Raw genomic sequence first — 16696 nt, forward strand, 5'->3', positions numbered from 1 at the left:
GTTTCATTTCATCGATCTTGCAAAGAGACGGGTTATGATCCAGATGCAATCGACAAGATCAGGAGACGACGATGGCAGGCGGTTCCATTCCCCATTTCCAGAACGATGCGGGCTATCCGGCAATCGACATCGGCGTCAAGGAATTCATGTGCACCGGCGCCAATCCGCCTTTCGACCACCCGCATGTATTTCTCGACATGGGCGACGACAATGAAAAAGTCTGCCCCTATTGCTCGACGCTCTATCGCTATTCGCCGAAGCTGAAGGCGTTGGAAACGCAGCCGCCGGGCTGCCTCTATCTCGACCAGGCCGCCTGATTCTTTCGCGACAAGCCTGATGCAGGAAACGCAGTCCCGGCAGGTGGTCATCGCCGGGGCGGGCGTCGCCGGGCTGACCGCGGCACTGGCCTTCGCCGAGCGCGGCTATCGGATAAAACTGTTCGAACAGGCGCAGCACCTCGAGGCTGCCGGCGCCGGTATCCAGCTTTCGCCCAACGCGACGCGCATCCTACGGCAGCTCGGCGTACTCGATCGGCTGCTGGCTACGGCGGTGCGGCCGGAGGCGGTCGTGCTCAAGGATGCCGCCACGCTGCGCAAGCTGGCGCGCGTACCGCTTGGCCAGGCGGCCGAAACGCGCTGGGGAGCGCCCTATCTCGTTGCCCACCGCGCGGATCTGCAGTCAGCGCTGATGCAGCGAGTTTCGGAGCAGCCCGGTATCGATCTGATCGCCGGCGCGCGGGTGACCGACATCGCAGCCGGATCGAAAGGTGTTACCGTCACTGCATCGGCTGATGGCGACACGGTCGAGGCTGGCTGTCTTTTGATCGGCGCCGATGGCGTCTGGTCGTCGGTGCGAGAAACGATTGCCCGCAACGCAGCCGATTTCCGGAGAAGCCGGTTTTCGGGCGAGCTTGCCTGGCGCGCCACGGTGGCCGCCGACAGCCCCGCTGGACAAACCTTTGCGGCGATCGGTGCGCCCGATTGTGTTACTGCATTCCTCTATTCCGGCTTCCATATGGTCGCCTATCCGGTCAGCCGTGGCACTGCCTTCAACCTCGCTGCCTTCACAAAGGGCGAGCGCATCGCCGAGGGCTGGTCGGGGCATGCCGACCCCGCCATCCTCGCCAGCGCCATGCGCGGTACCGCGCCGGCGCTGGTCCGTCTGGCGAGCGAGGCCGCGCCATGGACGGCATGGCCGATCCACACCGTCGAGCAGCGGCGGTGGACGACGCCGGAAGGCATCGCGCTGATCGGCGATGCGGCGCATGCGATGACGCCGTTTGCCGCACAGGGCGCGGCGATGGCGATCGAGGACGCGGTAACCCTTGCCGGTTTCGTTGCCACCTCGCCTGCCGATCTCAGCAGCGCGCTTGTCGCCTGGGAACAGGCGCGGGGGCCGCGCGTCGCCCAGGTCGCCCGCCGCGGCGTCGTCAACCGCCTCGCCTGGCATGCGGCCGGGCCGGTGGCGATGGCCCGCAACCTGTTCCTGGCGATGCGCTCGCCCGAAAAACTCGCCGCCGATCTCGACTGGCTCTATGGCTGGCGGGCGTTGGACGATGGCGCGCGATGATACGCACGACAGGCTGGAGGGACAGCGCCCTGGACAGCACCCCTCTCTGTCCTGCCGGACATCTCTCCCACTTGGGGGGAGATTGGCCATCACATTGGCTTTCGCCAATCTTCAAGGTTGCATGACCTAGCAAGGCGCCGAAGCCGCTAATCTCCCCCCTCGTGGGGAGATGTCCGGCAGGACAGAGGGGGGCGCGAAGGATCGCGGCGTTGATCAGCCGGAACCCTCTTCAATTGTAAAGCCGCATCGACAGGCCGAGCGAGGCCGGCAGCGGATTCCACCAGCCGGTGCGCAGCCCGGCCGTGCGCAGTGCCGCCGCCGTCCAGGTGTTGCAGCCGATCAGCGCGTTGAAATGACCATTGGCTTCGAAGAACCGATCGAAGCGGGAATAGGCCGCACTCTCGATCGGGATGGCCCCGTTCGGCCCCTGCCGGAAGCTTGCCGCAATGTAATCGAGCAGCGCCGTAAACCGCTCCTCGCCGATGTCGAAGGCAGCGACGTCGCGATGCGGCTCGGCGATGTCGACGGAAATGTCGACATGCATTGCCGAGGCATCGACCGTTAGCGCCTTCATCACCGGCACCGCCTTCAGCTCCGACCAGGTCGGCGTCTCCAGATAGAAGGCGCGGCCGCCCCAGCCGAAGACGATGTAGCGGACCTCCGCCACGTCTGCTGGAATGCCGGCATCGACCAGGAAATGGAAGCGCCGGCGCACATCGTCGTCGACCGGGATGGCGATGTCGGTGTGGATCGGATTTTGCAGCACCAGGATACGGTGGCTTGTGCCGATCGGATCGGCAACGGCCGCCGGCCAGAGCGGGCGCGGCAGCAGCGTGCCCAGCGCCACCGCAAGGACTGCTGCAACGACCAGCAGGCCAAGAAAACGGGCAAGCTTCTTCATGGGAAAGGCATAGAACAAGCAATGCTCAAGGTGAAGCCCCTCCGAACGTTGCACAGCTGACTTAGAGCTTGACGCGTATCCTCCCCGGGAGGATATGCTCAAGCATGTCAGATCACCTCCACGCCTCGCATCCTTCCATCGTAAAGCGCCTGAAGCGCGCGCAAGGCCACCTTGCGGCGGTGCTGGCGATGATCGAGGCGCATCGCCCTTGCGTTGACCTGGCGCAGCAGCTTCATGCCGTCGAAAGGGCCATCAGCAGCGCCAAGCGCGAGCTGATCAACGATCACATCGAGCATTGCCTGACGGACAGCGTCGAAACCGGCGGCAACTCGCTGGCGGAACTCAAGCAGCTGGCGAAGTATCTATGAATGCCATCGTAGCCCCCATTCTGGACTGGCTCGGGTTCGGCTCGCACGCCGCACATCATCACGGCGGTCACGGTCCGCACGGTCACAGCCATGGCGTCATCGATGCGACAATTGCCACCACCGACCGGGGCATCTGGGCAATCAAATGGTCGTTCGTAATCCTGGCCATCACCGCGGCGCTGCAGATGGTAGTGGTTGCGTTGTCGGGAAGTGTGGCGCTGCTGGCCGACACAATCCACAACATCGGCGATGCGACCACGGCGATCCCGCTATGGATTGCGTTCGTGCTGGCGCGGCGCAAGCCGTCGCGGACCTTCACCTATGGCTTGGGCCGGGTCGAGGATCTGGGCGGCATCATCATCGTGCTCATCATCCTGTTCAGCGCTGTAGTCGCTGCCTACCAAGCCATCGACAGGCTGATCAATCCACAAGTGGTGACACACCTGGGCTGGCTGACTGCGGCGGGCATTGTCGGCTTCCTCGGCAACGAGGCGGTTGCCGTGTTCCGTATCCGCGTCGGTCGCGAAATCAACAGCGCGGCACTGATTGCCGACGGCTACCACGCCCGCACAGATGGACTTACCAGCCTTGCCGTGGTCATCGGAGCCATTGGCGTTTGGTTCGGCTTTTCCTTGGCCGATCCGATCGTCGGTCTGCTGATCACGATTGCGATCTTCGGTATCGTCTGGCAATCGGCCCGCTCGGTGCTGACCCGCATGCTGGATGGAATCGAACCCGGTGTGATGGACGAAATCCGACATGCCGCCGAGCATGTTCCGGGCGCGCGCATTATCGATGCCAAGGCGCGCTGGATCGGTCATAGATTGCACGCCGACATCGCAATTGCCGCAGACGAAACCCTGCCGCTGTCGGCGGCGAACAAGATCGCCGCAGCGCTGAAGGACGAACTATCCCAGCATATGCCGGCCCTGGCTGAGGCGAATGTGCGGTTTTCAACGGAACGTGGAGAGAACGACCATCCTCACGAGCACACGCATGACCACGGCCACATGCACTGACGCTCGCCGATTTTCTGCTAGTCTCGTCCGATGTTCCAGACGCTCGTCGAATTTCAGCGCACGATCTATCTGACGCTCGGCGAACAGATCAAGCTGCTTGCGGCCGGAGGCAATTGGCTGGCGTTCATGGCCTTCCTGCCGATGGGCGTCGTGTTCGGGGCTGCCCATGCGCTGACGCCGGGGCACAGCAAGGCCGTCCTGGCGACTTATCTTGCCGGTTCGGATGCGAAGGTCTCGCGTGGTCTGCTCGTATCTATCACGCTATCGTTCACGCATGTGACGATTGCCGTTCTGATAGCGGCTCTCTCGCTGCCACTGGTCTCAATAGCATTGGGCAGCGTCGGCCGCGCTCCGCTTCTGGAGCACATCAGTCGCGGGCTGCTCGGCCTCATCGGCGTCTGGATGCTCTGGCGCGCTTTGAGCCACAGTCATCACCACAGGCACGAGGGCGAGGCTGTCGGCGTCATGGCAGGCCTGATCCCATGTCCGCTTACGCTTTTCGCGATGACTTTCGCGATGTCCAGGGGTGTTCCGGCAGCGGGCGTCCTGTTTGCCATCACCATGATGGTCGGCGTGGCGCTGACGCTGTCCTGCGTCGCCGTGTTGTCGATCGTGTTTCGGGAACGGCTTGTACAGTTTTTCGCGCGCCAGCCACGGCTGTTCGAAACCATCTCCCGGGCCATCGAGGGCGCCGCCGGTCTCGCCCTTGCCGGCGTCGCTGTCTGGCAGATCACCTCAGCTTGAGAGAAAATTTGGCCCCAGCCACTGCATGGCGTCCGGGCCGGTGCACCGGCTGGAACGAGCCTAGGCGACGCCGGTCATGTCACATCGATCACGACCATCAGCCCGCCGCCGCCCTTCTCCTCGACATTGTTGTTCGTGGTGTGATGCGGGATGTGGCAATGGATCAGCCATTTGCCCGGACGCTGCGCCTTCCAGATCACGTCGTAGCGCTGACCCGGCCCGACGTTGATCGTATCGGCAAGGAAACGACCCGAAGCGGGGACCGTCTCGCCGTCGCGGGCAACGACCTCGAACGGTCCGCCATGGATATGCATCGGATGGATGAAGCCGTTGTTGGTGCCGATGAACCGCACCTTGAGCGTCTCGCCGACCTTCATCGGGATCGTCTCGGTCGAGGGATAGGCCTTGCCGTTGATGGTGAAGAAATTCGGCATGCCGCCGTCCATCGGCATCGACGGGTAGGTCAGCCCTTCCCGCACCAGCCATTCCTGAAGCTGGATGACGTAATCATGGTCGGCCGCGACCTCGTCGGCGGGATTGGCGGGATCAATGATCAGCGCACCGTAGAGGCCGAGCGCCTGGGTCCGGTCCGGCTTGGCATGGGGGTGGTAGAAATAGGTTCCGCGCTGGGTTGCGGTGAATTCGTATGAATAGGATTGGCCGGGCTCGATCGGCGCCTGGGTGATCTCGGCCGGCCCATCCATCTGGTTCGGCAGGATCAAGCCATGCCAATGCACCGTCGTTTCTTCAGGCAGGCCGTTGGTGACGTTGATCCTGACCCGATCGCCCTGGCGAATGTGAATTCGCGGGCCGGGAATCTGGCCATTATAGGCATAGGCGTCGACCGCGACGTCCGGCAGGATCTGCCAGCGGACCACTGAAGGCCTGAGCTCGAACACCTTGATGCCGTTCTCTATCCGAAACGGTAGTTCCTGGTCGCCCCTTGCCGTCAGGCCATAAGAGGCGGCCACGAGACGTGGATCGGTAGCGGCCATGTCGCGCATCGTATCAGCCGGCGTGTCGCGATCCATGATCATGCCTTGCGGCATGATCACCCCGCCGACGTCGCGTGCCGACAGCGTCAGGTTCAGCCAATTCGCCGGCGCGATCATGCCGATGGCGAGCGCCAGCAGGGAGACGGCACCCAGGGCAGCCACCTGCGGCGTTGTGGCATCCGTCTCCATGTGATGGCCGCCGCCTTTGCCTTTGTGGGAAGCTATACCGTGGCGCTGTCCGCGATGGCCACTGGCGTCGGCCTGCTGCATTTGCATCTGCGCATGTTGCCTCGTTGCAGGCTGCTCTCGACCATCGATGCCGGCTGCCTGCGCGCGCTGTGTCATCAACCCATGTTTCAGCCCCCGGGCGACCAGCCAGACATTGGCCGGATAGGCAAGCGCAAAACCGGCGATGACGCCGATCGACATCACGCCCCAGAACAGCAGCTCCGTCGGTTCCATCGCGCGCATGTCGCGGCCCATCATCAGGAAGCTCATGACCGGCGCCATGCCGGCCATCATGAAGTTCATGGAGATGAACTCGGGCAGGAAGCTCTTGCGTACGTTTTCCCAATAGGTGCCGCCCATCATCGATTTCATGAACAGCGACTGGAAGATGAACAGGCCGAAGGCAAAGCCGGCGAGATATTCGACGATCAGGTCGATCCACATCGGCAGGCCGAGCGCCGCCGTGATGGCGGCGGCAAGAATGATGCCGGTGGCATCGCCGGCGACGCAGTGGATGGTGGAGCCGACGCCCTGCTTCCAGAGCGGCCGGGTGAACACCTCATGCTCGCCCGGCCGTGGCTCCTTGTCCGCGAGCACGTAAAGCAGCAAGCCGAGCGGACCCATATAGAGGGTGACCAGGATGAAGCCCCATTTCATCACCACCGGTTCGGGATTGTTGCGATATTGGTCGAAGCCGACATAAAGCGTCGAAGCCAGCGCCAGCGCGCACCAGACGACGAGGAAATAATCGATCGGTTGGATGAGCATCAGGATGAAACCTTGACCTGCCGCCGCACGCGCCCACGCTGCTTGTTATACAACTCCCAATGGCAATGAACGCAGCCGGCGCGCTTATGATCCGTGCCGGCCTTAGTTACCAGGTTGCAAGGTGGTCACTCGAACGGCTTGAAGCACGCTTGCTATCTTCTCGCGCAGCGCACGGTCAGCGCTCGTCGAATACGCGCGAAGCCAGCAAGACAGAGAGCCCGGTCCGCCGGTCTTGTCCCGAACCGGCGTACAGGATCAGTGCAGGATCTGCGACAGGAACAGCTTCGTGCGCTCATGGCGCGGGTGGTCGAAGAACTCGGCCGGCGTGTTCTGCTCGACGATCTGACCCTGATCCATAAAGATCACCCGGTTGGCGACTTTGCGCGCAAAGCCCATTTCGTGGGTGACGCAGAGCATGGTCATGCCTTCCTCGGCCAGCCCGACCATCGTCTCCAGCACTTCCTTGATCATTTCCGGGTCGAGAGCCGAGGTCGGCTCATCGAACAGCATGATACGCGGGTTCATGCACAGCGAGCGGGCGATCGCCACGCGTTGTTGCTGGCCGCCGGAAAGCTGGCCGGGATATTTGTTGGCCTGTTCCGGGATCTTGACGCGCTTGAGGAAATGCATGGCGATTTCCTCGGCCTGTTTCCGCGGCATCTTGCGCACCCAGATCGGCGCCAGCGTGCAATTTTCCAGAATGGTCAGATGCGGAAACAGGTTGAAATGCTGGAACACCATGCCGACCTCGCGGCGCACCTCGTCGATCTTCTTCAGATCGTTGGTCAGTTCCTTGCCGTCGACGATGATCTTGCCCTTCTGGTGTTCCTCCAGCCGGTTGATGCAGCGGATCATCGTCGATTTGCCGGAGCCCGACGGGCCGCAGATGACGATACGCTCGCCGCGCATCACCTTCAGATTGATGTCCTTCAGCACATGGAATTCGCCGTACCATTTGTGCATGGCGATGATATCGATGGCGACATCGGTGGTGGAAATATGCATCTTGGCGGCATTGACCTTGATCTCTTCCGCGCTGACGGCGTTTTCTATGGCCATGACAAGGTCCCCTTTTTTAGCGTTTGTGGCCGGTGTCGAGACGGCGTTCCGTGTACATTGAATAGCGCGACATGCCGAAGCAGAACAACCAGAAGATGAAGGCCGCGAAGACCAGGCCGGATCTGGCCGTCTGCGGCGTCGCCCAATTGGCGTCGGAGAAGTTCTGCTTGACGATGCCGAGGAGGTCGAACATCGAGATGACGATGACCAGGCTGGTGTCCTTGAACATGCCGATGAAGGTGTTGACGATGCCGGGAATGACCAGCTTCAGCGCCTGCGGCATGACGACCAGACCCATCTTCTGCCAGTAGCTGAGGCCGAGCGAATCGGCGCCCTCATACTGGCCTTTGGGGATCGCCTGCAGGCCGCCGCGCACCACTTCGGCCATGTAGGCGGCGGCAAACAGCGACACGCCGATCAGCGCGCGCAGGAACTTGTCGAAGCTGACGCCGGCCGGCAGGAACAGCGGCAGCATCACGCTGGCAAAGAACAGCACCGTAATCAGCGGGATGCCGCGTACCGTCTCGATGAAGATCACGCACAGCAGCTTGACGATCGGCATGTTCGAGCGCCGGCCGAGCGCCAGCACGATGCCAACCGGCAGCGACACAGCTATGCCGACGAAAGACAGGCTGAGTGTCACCAGCAGTCCACCCCAGAGCGGGGTTTCGACATAGGGCAGGCCGAACATGCCGCCGATCAGCAGAACGAAGGCAACGACCGGCAGTGCAAAAAAGAGAAGAATGGCATTCAGCCCCTTGCGCGGTACGCGCGGAATGAGCAGCGGCACCAGCAGCGCCACGAACAGGATGGCCACCAGGATCGGTCGCCAACGCTCTTCCAGGGGATAGCGGCCGAACATGAACTGGCCGAACTTGGCGTTGACGAAGGCCCAGCAAGCGCCGGTCCAGCCGTCCGACTGGATGCCGCCTTGCGCCACGGTGGCGCAGACCGTGCGGTCCGGTCCCGTCCACTGGGCGTTGATGAAAGCCCAATTGACGATCTGCGGCAGGATCATGGCAACCAGCACGATGCCGATGATGGTCAGGATGGCGTCGCCGGTCGATGCGATCAGATTCTTGCGGACCCAGGCGGTGAGGCCGCGCTCGCTCGACGGCGCCGGCTGCGCCAGCGCCATCTCCGTCCGCACCCAGGACATATCGTGCTCTTGCATGGCCCTACCTCTCCACCAGCGCCATCCTGGCATTGACGACGTTCATGATCGCCGACGTGATCAGGCTGAGCGCCAGGTACACCGCCATCATGATCACCACGCCTTCGACTGCCTGCCCGGTCTGGTTCAAGACCGTGCCGGCCGTCGCCGTCAGGTCCGGATAGCCGATGGCGATGGCGAGCGAGGAATTCTTGGTCAGGTTGAGATACTGGCTGGTCAGCGGCGGAATAACGATGCGCATCGCCTGCGGCACGACGACAAGCCTGAGGATCGATCCCGAGCGCAGCCCGAGTGCCGCGGCCGCCTCGGTCTGGCCTGCGCTGACGCCCCTGATGCCGGCGCGCACGATCTCGGCGATAAAGGCGGCCGTATAGCAGGACAACGCCAGATAGAGTGACAGGAACTCGGGCCTGACCTGAAAGCCACCGACGAGATTGAAGGTCGACTGCTTTGGAAATTCAAAGCTCAGCGGAAAGCCGCTCAGCGCGTAGGCCAGCAGCGGCAGGCCGACGATCAACGCCATGGATGTCCAGAACACCGGGAATGGCTGTCCCGTCGCCATCTGCCGCTGCCGCGCCTTGCGGGCGACGAACCAGGCCATGGCGATGCCGAGGAGCAGTGCGACCAGGATCAGCCAGGAGCCCTCGCCCCATATAGCGCGGGGAAAATAGAAGCCGCGCTGGTTGAGAAAGGAGCCGAACGGCAGATTGATGCTCTCGCGTGGCGGCGGCAGCACGGCGAGCACGCCGGAATACCAGAAGAAGATGACCAGCAGCGGTGGGATGTTGCGGAACACCTCGACATAAACGGTGCAGATCTTCCTGATCAGCCAGTTATGCGACAGCCGGCCGATGCCGACGATGAAACCGATGATGGTGGCGGTGATGATGCCGACGACAGCAACGATCACGGTGTTGATAAAGCCAACCAGGATGGCACGGAAATAGGTCGAATCCGATGAATAAGCGATGGCGCTTTCGCTGATGTCGAAGCCGGCGCGGCCCTTAAGAAAGCCGAAGCCAGAAGCGATGTGCAGCCGCGTCAAATTGGCGATGACGTTGTGGGTGACCCACCAGACACCCGCTACTAGCAGGACGAGGACCAGTGCTTGAAAGAATATGCCGCGGACGCGCGGATCATTGATGAAGGAACCGCGGCTTGGCTCCTCGCGAAGAACTTCCTGCGATGCCATTCGACAGTCCCCTGGAAAGAGAGACCGGAAGGCAGACGATCTGCCTTCCGGATCCATTTTCGATCAGCGGATCGGCGGAGCGTACTGCAGGCCACCCTTGGTCCACAGCGCGTTGATGCCGCGGGCGATCTTCAGCGGGCTGCCGGAGCCGACATTGCGTTCGAACATCTCGCCGTAATTGCCGACGGCCTTGACGATGTTGACGACCCAGTCGTTGGAGACACCTAGATCGGTGCCGATCTTGGTGTCGGCTTCCTGGCCGAGCACGCGCTTGATCTCGGGATTGTCCGAGTTCTTCATCTCGTCGACATTGGCCTGGGTGATGCCCAGTTCCTCGGCGTTGAGCAGCGCGAAATAGGTCCACTTGACGATGTGGTACCACTGGTCGTCACCCTGGCGCACGGCCGGCCCAAGCGGCTCCTTGGAGATGATCTCGGGCAACACGACGTGGTCGGCCGGCGAGCTGAGCGTCAGGCGAATGCCGTAGAGACCCGACTGGTCGGTGGTGTAGACGTCGCAGCGGCCGGCGTCATATGCGGCGTTGACCTCATCCAGCTTTTCGAAAACGACGGGGTTGTACTCCATCTTGTTCGACTTGAAATAGTCGGCAAGGTTGAGCTCGGTCGTGGTGCCGCTCTGCACACACACCGCCGCGCCCGAAAGCTGCAGTGCCGAATTCACGCCCGGAAGCTTCTTGGCGTTGATCATGAAGCCCTGACCGTCATAATAGGTGACGCCGACGAAGTTCAGGCCAAGCGCCGTATCGCGGTTGATGGTCCAGGTGGTGTTGCGCGACAGGATGTCGACCTCGCCCGACTGCAGCGCGGTGAACCGCTCCTTGGCGCTGAGCGGCGTGAACTTGACTTTGGTGCCATCGCCGAAGACGGCGGCCGCCACGGCGCGGCAGAAATCCACATCGATGCCTTTCCATTCACCCTTGTCGTCAGGCGCCGCGAAGCCAGCAAGACCCGTATTGGTGCCGCACTGGATGAAGCCTTTCGCCTTGACATCGTCGAGCGTGCTCGCCGATGCGGCCGAAGCCGCGAATCCAAACGCGGCGGCGCCCAAAAGGCCGATTGCAATGTGTTTCATGACCCACAGACCCTTTTCTGTTTTTTCCAGGCGAACCTGACTTTTTCCCGTGTGAACGCAGCTAAGTATCCCGGCCCGTTACCGGAATCCCGCATCGTCACCGACGCGCTGCCTCCCATTCACGAACAACATCGAAGGCGATTATTCCTGTGAGGTCAAGGGAAATGACCAAATCCGAAAGACTTTGAAAACCAACCGCCTGAAATGCCTGAAATTGCAGACAAACGCGCTCGCAAATTGGTCAGCGCGCCAATAAAGCCGGCAAAGTCCGACCGTGAGTTGCCAAGCGCACTTGGCAGCCTTCCCGCGGATCCACGGCTCGTTGCTGAATTGGCATATTCAAGACCTTGGCCTGGCGGGTGCGGTGCGGTTGCGCGGCCAATGCCGCCGCACTATGGCTAACGACCAACCCATGGGACGAAAAGCAATGGCAAAAGACAACAGCGAGATGGGCGCCAACACGCGGCTCGCCCATTCCGGCAACAACCCGCATGACTATTTCGGCTTCGTCAATCCGCCGGTGGTGCATGCCTCGACCGTGCTCTATCCCAATGCGGCGGCGATGGCTTCACGCAGCCAGAGATACACCTACGGCACGCGCGGCACGCCGACCACCGATGCGCTGAACAGCGCGATCGATGCGCTGGAAGGTTCGGCAGGCACGGTCGCGGTGCCGTCCGGCCTGGCGGCGGTGACGCTGCCGCTGCTCGCCTTCCTGTCGGCCGGCGATCATCTGCTGATCGTCGATTCCGTTTATCATCCGACCCGCAACTTCGCCGACACGATGCTGAAGCGGCTGGGCATCGAGTTCGAGTATTACGAACCGCGCATCGGCGCCGGCATCGCGGCGCTGATCAAGCCCAACACCAAGGTGGTGTTCACCGAATCGCCGGCCTCCAACACTTTCGAGGTGCAGGACATACCGGCCATCGCCAAGGCAGCGCATGCCGCCGGCGCCATCGTCATGATGGACAACACCTGGGCGACGCCGCTCTACTTTCGCCCCCTCGACCATGGCGTCGACATCTCGATCCACGCGGCGACGAAATACCCGGCCGGCCATTCCGACGTGCTGCTCGGCACGGTGTCAGCCAACGCAGCCTGCTGGAAGCAGCTTTGCGAGACGTTCAACACGATGGGCTGCTGCGCCGGGCCGGACGACGTCTACCAGGTGCTGCGCGGCCTGCGCACCATGGGCGTGCGGCTGGAGCACCATCAAAAGAGCGCGCTTGCCCTCGCCGGCTGGCTGGAGGGCCAGCCGGGCGTGGCGCAGGTGCTGCATCCGGCGCTGCCCAGCCATCCCGACCACGCCATGTGGAAGCGCGATTTTTGCGGATCGAGCGGCATCTTCTCGATCGTTCTCGCGGGCGGCGGACAGAAGCAGCAGCACGCCTTCCTCGACGCGTTGAAGTTTTTCGGCCTCGGCTATTCCTGGGGCGGCTATGAGAGCCTTGCCGTGCCGGTATTCCTTGGCGACCGCACCATCGCCAAGGGCCCGTATGACGGGCCGCTGGTGCGCCTGCAGATCGGGCTCGAGGATGTAGGGGATTTGAAGGCCGACCTGGCGCGCGGGCTGGCGGCGGCCGCTGAGGCCTGAGCCAGCACCTTTCCAGACTGAGTCAGAAAATCGGCGTAACAGCCTGGAAAAATTGCGATCCTGAGCGATATCATGGCGACCGATCGGCCGATGAGGCGGTGTGGTGAAGTCGGTAGAATAGCCTCTGCCAGTCCTTGACACGGATTGAGGCTGGCCGGCGGGATCGGTCGGGAACCTTTTGTCGGCCGATGCATCCAATGTCGCGATGAGAAGCCTATCAGGAGATCGGCTATGCCTGCTGCGTTGACGGCAACGCCCGCCGCTTCCGGCGACATGCAGCTTGTCGGCCGCGCGCTGGCACGTGATGGCGATGCATTCCGCACCATCATCAAGACGCACAACCAAAGGCTCTACCGCATCGCCCGAGGCGTCGTGCGTAACGACAGCGAGGCCGAGGACATCGTCCAGGAGGCCTATGTCAGCGCCTTTGCCCATCTCGAGGCCTTTCGCGGCGATGCCTCGCTCGCCACGTGGCTATCGCGTATCGTCATCAACGAAGCGCTCGGCCGCTTGCGCAAAAGGCGGCGAATGGTAGCGATGCCTGAAAACCCGCAAGCCGAAATCATCCGGTTTCCCCTCAACCCGAGCGACGATCCGGAGCGGACGATGGCGCAACGGCAGATCCTTGAGCTTGTCGAACGGGCAACCGACAGTCTTCCCGATGTCTACCGGATGGTGTTCGTGGCGCGCGTCATCGAGGGATTGAGCATCGAGGAAACCGCCGAACTGCTTGGCGTGCGACCAGAAACCATCAAGACCCGGCTGCACCGCGCCCGCGCGCTGGTGCGCAAGGCGCTGGACGACCAGATCGGCCCGGTGCTGCTCGACGCCTTTCCCTTCGCGGGCCGGCGCTGCGAACGGCTGACCAATGCCGTGATGCAGCGGCTTGGTCTTTCCGGATAGGCCGCGCCGATTTTCGCGGGAACGTTTGGCGGCGACCTGCATCCAATGAGCATCACTGAAAACGAAGCCCGATGCAGTTCCGCGTCGGGGCGAAGGAGAGCATCATGTTTATTCGATCGACCACGGCACTGGCCGCAGTTTTCCTGCTTAGCGCAGCGCCCTTGTCGCAAGCTGCCGACAAACCGACCGATCCGCAGATCGCACATATCGCCTACACAGCGGGCGTGCTTGACGTCGAGGCGGCCAAGCAGGCGCTGAAGAAATCGAAGAACAAGGAGGTCGTGGATTTCGCCAAGGACATGGTGCGAGATCACGAGGCGGTCAACAAACAGGCTCTCGACCTGGTCAAGAAGCTCAAGGTCACGCCTGAGGACAATCCGACCAGCAAAGCGCTGACCAAGGCGGCGGCCGAGGAACGTGCCAAGCTTGCCAAGCTCAAGGGCGCGGCGTTCGACAAGGCCTATGTCGCCAGCGAGGTGGCCTACCACAAGCAGGTCAATGGCGCGCTCGAAACACTGCTGATTCCGTCGGCCAGCAATGCCGAGCTGAAAAGCCTGCTGGAAACCGGCCTGAAAATATTCGAGGGCCACGAACAGCACGCCGAACACGTCGCCGGCATGCTGAAGTGAGGATTGGGCCGATGATGTCGAGGCGGCATCTGTGGGTTGCGCTGGCACTGGCCATGGGTGCCGCGCCGGCCAAGGCCGACACCATCGAGGTGACGATCGAGAAGCTTGTGTTTTCGCCGGCAAAGATCGAGGCGAAGGTCGGCGACACGATCAGGTGGGTGAACAAGGACGTGTTCGCCCACACGGCAACCGTCAACGGCGGTTGGGAAGTGACGATCCCGCCGAAGAAGGCGGCGAGCCTGACGGTGAAGAAGGCGGAATCGGTCGATTATTTCTGCCGCTTCCATCCCAACATGAAGGGTTATGTGACGGTGACGTCGCCCTGACTGGCTGATGCATGCCGCGCAAAAGTGTGCAGCGGTTTTGCGATAACGACATGCATAAACAAGAGCCTAAAGCGCGCCGCATGAGGCCGGTCGAATGCGACGCGCTTTTAGGCCGCCAGCCATGCCGTCCCTACAAGCAGCGTGACCAGCGTCAACGGCAGGCCGACCTTGAAGAAGGCGATGAAGCCCAGCGGTTTGCCGGAGACCCGCGCGTGCTCGGCCACGATCAGATTGGCGACCGAGCCGAGCAGCGTGAAATTGCCGGCCAGCGTCGAGCTCATGGCGACGACCAGCCAGGCCCGCTCGGGGTCTTCCAGTCCGGGCACGAACGGCTTCAGCGCCAGCACGGCCGGGACATTGCTCATGATGTTGGATAGCACTGCGGTGAAGCCGGACAGCCGCCAGACATCATTCAGCCCGAGGTCCTTTGCCGAGGCGACGATGTCGGGCGTCAGCAGCGTCTTCTCCGCCCCGGCGACGACGATGAACAGCCCGGCGAACATGAACAGCAGCGGCCCATCGATCTCGCGATAGATGCGCTCAGGTTTGATGGCGCGGGTCAACAGAAGAATGGCGCCGCCGATCAGCGCTGCCTTGGCGACTGGAACTCCGGCGAAGAAGGCGATCGCCAAACCGACACAGACGACCACCGCCTTCACCACCTGCCCCGGCAGCATGCGGCCGCGATAGACTTCCGGGCTGAGCTCGGCCTTGCGCGAAAATTCGGCGCGGTAGACGATGCGGATGATGACGATGACGGCGACGAGGCCGAACGCCGCGACCGGCGCCAGCGCCGCCGAGAAGGCCGGATAGGAAATCCCCGACAGCGCGCCGATGACCATGTTCTGCGGATTGCCGGTGATGGTGGCGACGCTGCCGCAATTCGACGCCGTGGCGGTGGCGATCAGATAGGGAACCGAATTGCGGTTGATGACGCGGGTGACATGGACGACGATCGGCGCCATGACCAGGCAGATGGCATCGTTGACCAGGAACGCCGACAGGACGCCGGTCAACAGCGTCACCATCACCAGCAGCATGAACGGCGCATGCGCATGCTCGATGGCGAACCCGCCGAGCGCGCGAAAGGCGCCCGACACTTTCAGATGCGCCACGACGATCATCATGCCGAGCAGAAGCGTGATGGTGTCGAAGCTGATGGCGCGGTAGGCGTCTTCCATGGTGAGCGCGCCGATGGCGATCATCGCCGCACCGCCGAGCAGCGCGATGCCTGCCCGGTCGAGGCGCAGCCCGGGTATCCTGCCGATTGCGACGCCGGCATAGGTCAGGACAAGGATCAGCAGTGCCGCCGCGCCCATCGCTGTCATGTGTTGGAAAATCCTGTGCGACTGGCGAGTGAACCTGTCCGGAATGGACCTTGAAAATATTGGCGATCCCGACAGGATTCGAACCTGTGACCATCGGCTTAGAAGGCCGGTGCTCTATCCAGCTGAGCTACGGGACCGCTGGCCGGCCGCATGACCGGCTGATTTGTTGGGCGCCGGCAGGGCCGGCATAGGATCAATGCGTCCAGGGCGTCCTGCGGTCATAGCGGAAATTCTCCGCATAGGAAATCTGGCGGCGCTTGATTTCCTTCGGCTCCTCGACGCGGAAAGCCAGCCCTTCCTTCTCGGCATAGGCGACCGCCTCTTCTCTTGTGTCGAAGGTCAGCCTGATCTGGCTTCGCATGTCGCCGGACGTGGTGTAGCCCATCAGCGGATCGATCTTCTTGCGCTGCTCCGGATCGAATTCCAGCACCCAATAGCCGGTTTTGGCCTTGCCGGACTGCATCGCGGTTTTGGCTGGGCTGAAAATGCGGGCTGACATGACCACCTCATTGCTGGTTGCAAGCACACGACCCCGAGACCACATTACTGTTCTCTGGCTATGCACTAGCCCGTCATTACTGCGCAATGCCGCCGGCAGCAAGGCCGATGGCTTTTTACGCTTGCTTTGGCGGGCTGAAATCACTAGGCAACAGACCGTTCGGAGTGTAGCGCAGCCTGGTAGCGCATCTGGTTTGGGACCAGAGGGTCGGGAGTTCGAATCTCTCCACTCCGACCATTCATCAAGCAAATCTCGTCGGCAGGGCAAGCGGGTCACGCTCGAGTGTGTCTCCCGTCGCCGGTCAT

Annotated in this window: 17 protein-coding genes and 2 tRNA genes; 10 read left to right on the forward strand and 9 right to left on the reverse strand. The window is 62.3% G+C overall.

Features of this window, described 5'->3' with window-relative positions; genetic code table 11:
• Positions 1–71 precede the first annotated feature (71 nt).
• Together NKK47_RS22460 and NKK47_RS22465 are read left to right on the forward strand one after the other, a co-directional pair.
• Positions 72–317 (forward strand): zinc-finger domain-containing protein, encoded by a 246-nt coding sequence (locus NKK47_RS22460; RefSeq protein WP_023677627.1) that lies wholly within the window; start codon positions 72–74, stop codon positions 315–317.
• Positions 318–336: 19 nt separating this feature from the next.
• The gene (locus NKK47_RS22465) at positions 337–1569 is read left to right on the forward strand and encodes an FAD-dependent monooxygenase (RefSeq protein ID WP_352578286.1); all 1233 of its coding nucleotides are present in this window, start codon (positions 337–339) and stop codon (positions 1567–1569) included.
• 229 nt (positions 1570–1798) lie between these two features.
• Here NKK47_RS22465 and NKK47_RS22470 read toward each other — a convergent pair whose 3' ends face one another.
• Positions 1799–2470 carry a TIGR02117 family protein gene (locus NKK47_RS22470; protein ID WP_352578287.1) on the reverse strand — a complete coding sequence of 224 codons (672 nt, stop codon included), beginning with the start codon at positions 2468–2470 and terminating at the stop codon, positions 1799–1801.
• Positions 2471–2574: 104 nt separating this feature from the next.
• Between NKK47_RS22470 and NKK47_RS22475 the strand changes: the two genes are divergently transcribed.
• The 3 genes from NKK47_RS22475 to NKK47_RS22485 are packed head-to-tail and all read left to right on the forward strand — an operon-like array spanning position 2575 to position 4601.
• Positions 2575–2838 (forward strand): metal-sensing transcriptional repressor, encoded by a 264-nt coding sequence (locus tag NKK47_RS22475; protein ID WP_023677629.1) that lies wholly within the window; start codon positions 2575–2577, stop codon positions 2836–2838.
• Positions 2835–3857 (forward strand): cation diffusion facilitator family transporter, encoded by a 1023-nt coding sequence (locus tag NKK47_RS22480; protein WP_502905031.1) that lies wholly within the window; start codon positions 2835–2837, stop codon positions 3855–3857. The genes NKK47_RS22475 and NKK47_RS22480 overlap by 4 nt, the downstream gene beginning before the upstream one ends.
• A gap of 30 nt (positions 3858–3887) precedes the next feature.
• On the forward strand, positions 3888–4601 hold the full coding sequence (locus NKK47_RS22485) for a HoxN/HupN/NixA family nickel/cobalt transporter (RefSeq protein ID WP_352452778.1): 714 nt from the start codon (positions 3888–3890) through the stop codon (positions 4599–4601).
• Between the two features lie 74 nt (positions 4602–4675).
• On the opposite strand, the gene NKK47_RS22490 is transcribed toward NKK47_RS22485, so the two are convergent.
• The 5 genes from NKK47_RS22490 to NKK47_RS22510 all read right to left on the reverse strand — a co-directional run bounded on the left by NKK47_RS22490 (position 4676) and on the right by NKK47_RS22510 (position 11109).
• Positions 4676–6592, reverse strand: coding sequence for a multicopper oxidase domain-containing protein (locus NKK47_RS22490; protein WP_352578288.1), 1917 nt, complete (start codon positions 6590–6592; stop codon positions 4676–4678).
• A 255-nt stretch (positions 6593–6847) separates the two neighbouring features.
• A complete protein-coding gene (locus NKK47_RS22495) occupies positions 6848–7597 on the reverse strand; it encodes an amino acid ABC transporter ATP-binding protein (protein WP_031212005.1) in 750 nt (249 codons plus the stop codon).
• Positions 7598–7667: 70 nt separating this feature from the next.
• Positions 7668–8825, reverse strand: coding sequence for an amino acid ABC transporter permease (locus NKK47_RS22500; protein WP_023677633.1), 1158 nt, complete (start codon positions 8823–8825; stop codon positions 7668–7670).
• Positions 8826–8829: 4 nt separating this feature from the next.
• On the reverse strand, positions 8830–10017 hold the full coding sequence (locus NKK47_RS22505) for an amino acid ABC transporter permease (RefSeq protein WP_023677634.1): 1188 nt from the start codon (positions 10015–10017) through the stop codon (positions 8830–8832).
• Between the two features lie 63 nt (positions 10018–10080).
• Positions 10081–11109 (reverse strand): amino acid ABC transporter substrate-binding protein, encoded by a 1029-nt coding sequence (locus NKK47_RS22510; protein WP_023677635.1) that lies wholly within the window; start codon positions 11107–11109, stop codon positions 10081–10083.
• Positions 11110–11536: 427 nt separating this feature from the next.
• Between NKK47_RS22510 and NKK47_RS22515 the strand changes: the two genes are divergently transcribed.
• From NKK47_RS22515 to NKK47_RS22530, 4 genes are all read left to right on the forward strand, one after another.
• Entirely contained in the window at positions 11537–12706 is a 1170-nt protein-coding gene (locus NKK47_RS22515) for a cystathionine beta-lyase (RefSeq protein ID WP_352578289.1), read from the forward strand.
• Positions 12707–12937: 231 nt separating this feature from the next.
• Positions 12938–13609, forward strand: a complete 672-nt coding sequence (locus NKK47_RS22520; protein WP_023677637.1) for an RNA polymerase sigma factor — start codon at positions 12938–12940, stop codon at positions 13607–13609.
• Positions 13610–13713: 104 nt separating this feature from the next.
• Positions 13714–14238 (forward strand): DUF4142 domain-containing protein, encoded by a 525-nt coding sequence (locus NKK47_RS22525; protein WP_352457671.1) that lies wholly within the window; start codon positions 13714–13716, stop codon positions 14236–14238.
• Positions 14239–14252: 14 nt separating this feature from the next.
• The gene (locus NKK47_RS22530; RefSeq protein ID WP_352457682.1) at positions 14253–14564 is read left to right on the forward strand and encodes a cupredoxin domain-containing protein; all 312 of its coding nucleotides are present in this window, start codon (positions 14253–14255) and stop codon (positions 14562–14564) included.
• Between the two features lie 107 nt (positions 14565–14671).
• Here the strand turns inward: NKK47_RS22530 and NKK47_RS22535 are convergent, their stop codons facing one another.
• The 3 genes from NKK47_RS22535 to NKK47_RS22545 all read right to left on the reverse strand — a co-directional run bounded on the left by NKK47_RS22535 (position 14672) and on the right by NKK47_RS22545 (position 16391).
• Positions 14672–15892, reverse strand: coding sequence for an anion transporter (locus NKK47_RS22535; RefSeq protein ID WP_352457670.1), 1221 nt, complete (start codon positions 15890–15892; stop codon positions 14672–14674).
• 60 nt (positions 15893–15952) lie between these two features.
• Positions 15953–16029, reverse strand: a tRNA-Arg gene (locus NKK47_RS22540).
• A 56-nt stretch (positions 16030–16085) separates the two neighbouring features.
• Positions 16086–16391 carry an ETC complex I subunit gene (locus tag NKK47_RS22545; RefSeq protein ID WP_023677641.1) on the reverse strand — a complete coding sequence of 102 codons (306 nt, stop codon included), beginning with the start codon at positions 16389–16391 and terminating at the stop codon, positions 16086–16088.
• A 160-nt stretch (positions 16392–16551) separates the two neighbouring features.
• On the opposite strand from NKK47_RS22545, the gene NKK47_RS22550 reads away from it, so the two are divergent.
• Positions 16552–16628: transfer RNA gene (locus NKK47_RS22550), tRNA-Pro, on the forward strand.
• Positions 16629–16696: the final 68 nt, after the last annotated feature.

It is taken from the genome of Mesorhizobium sp. M0019, assembly GCF_040323975.1.
GTDB lineage: Bacteria > Pseudomonadota > Alphaproteobacteria > Rhizobiales > Rhizobiaceae > Mesorhizobium.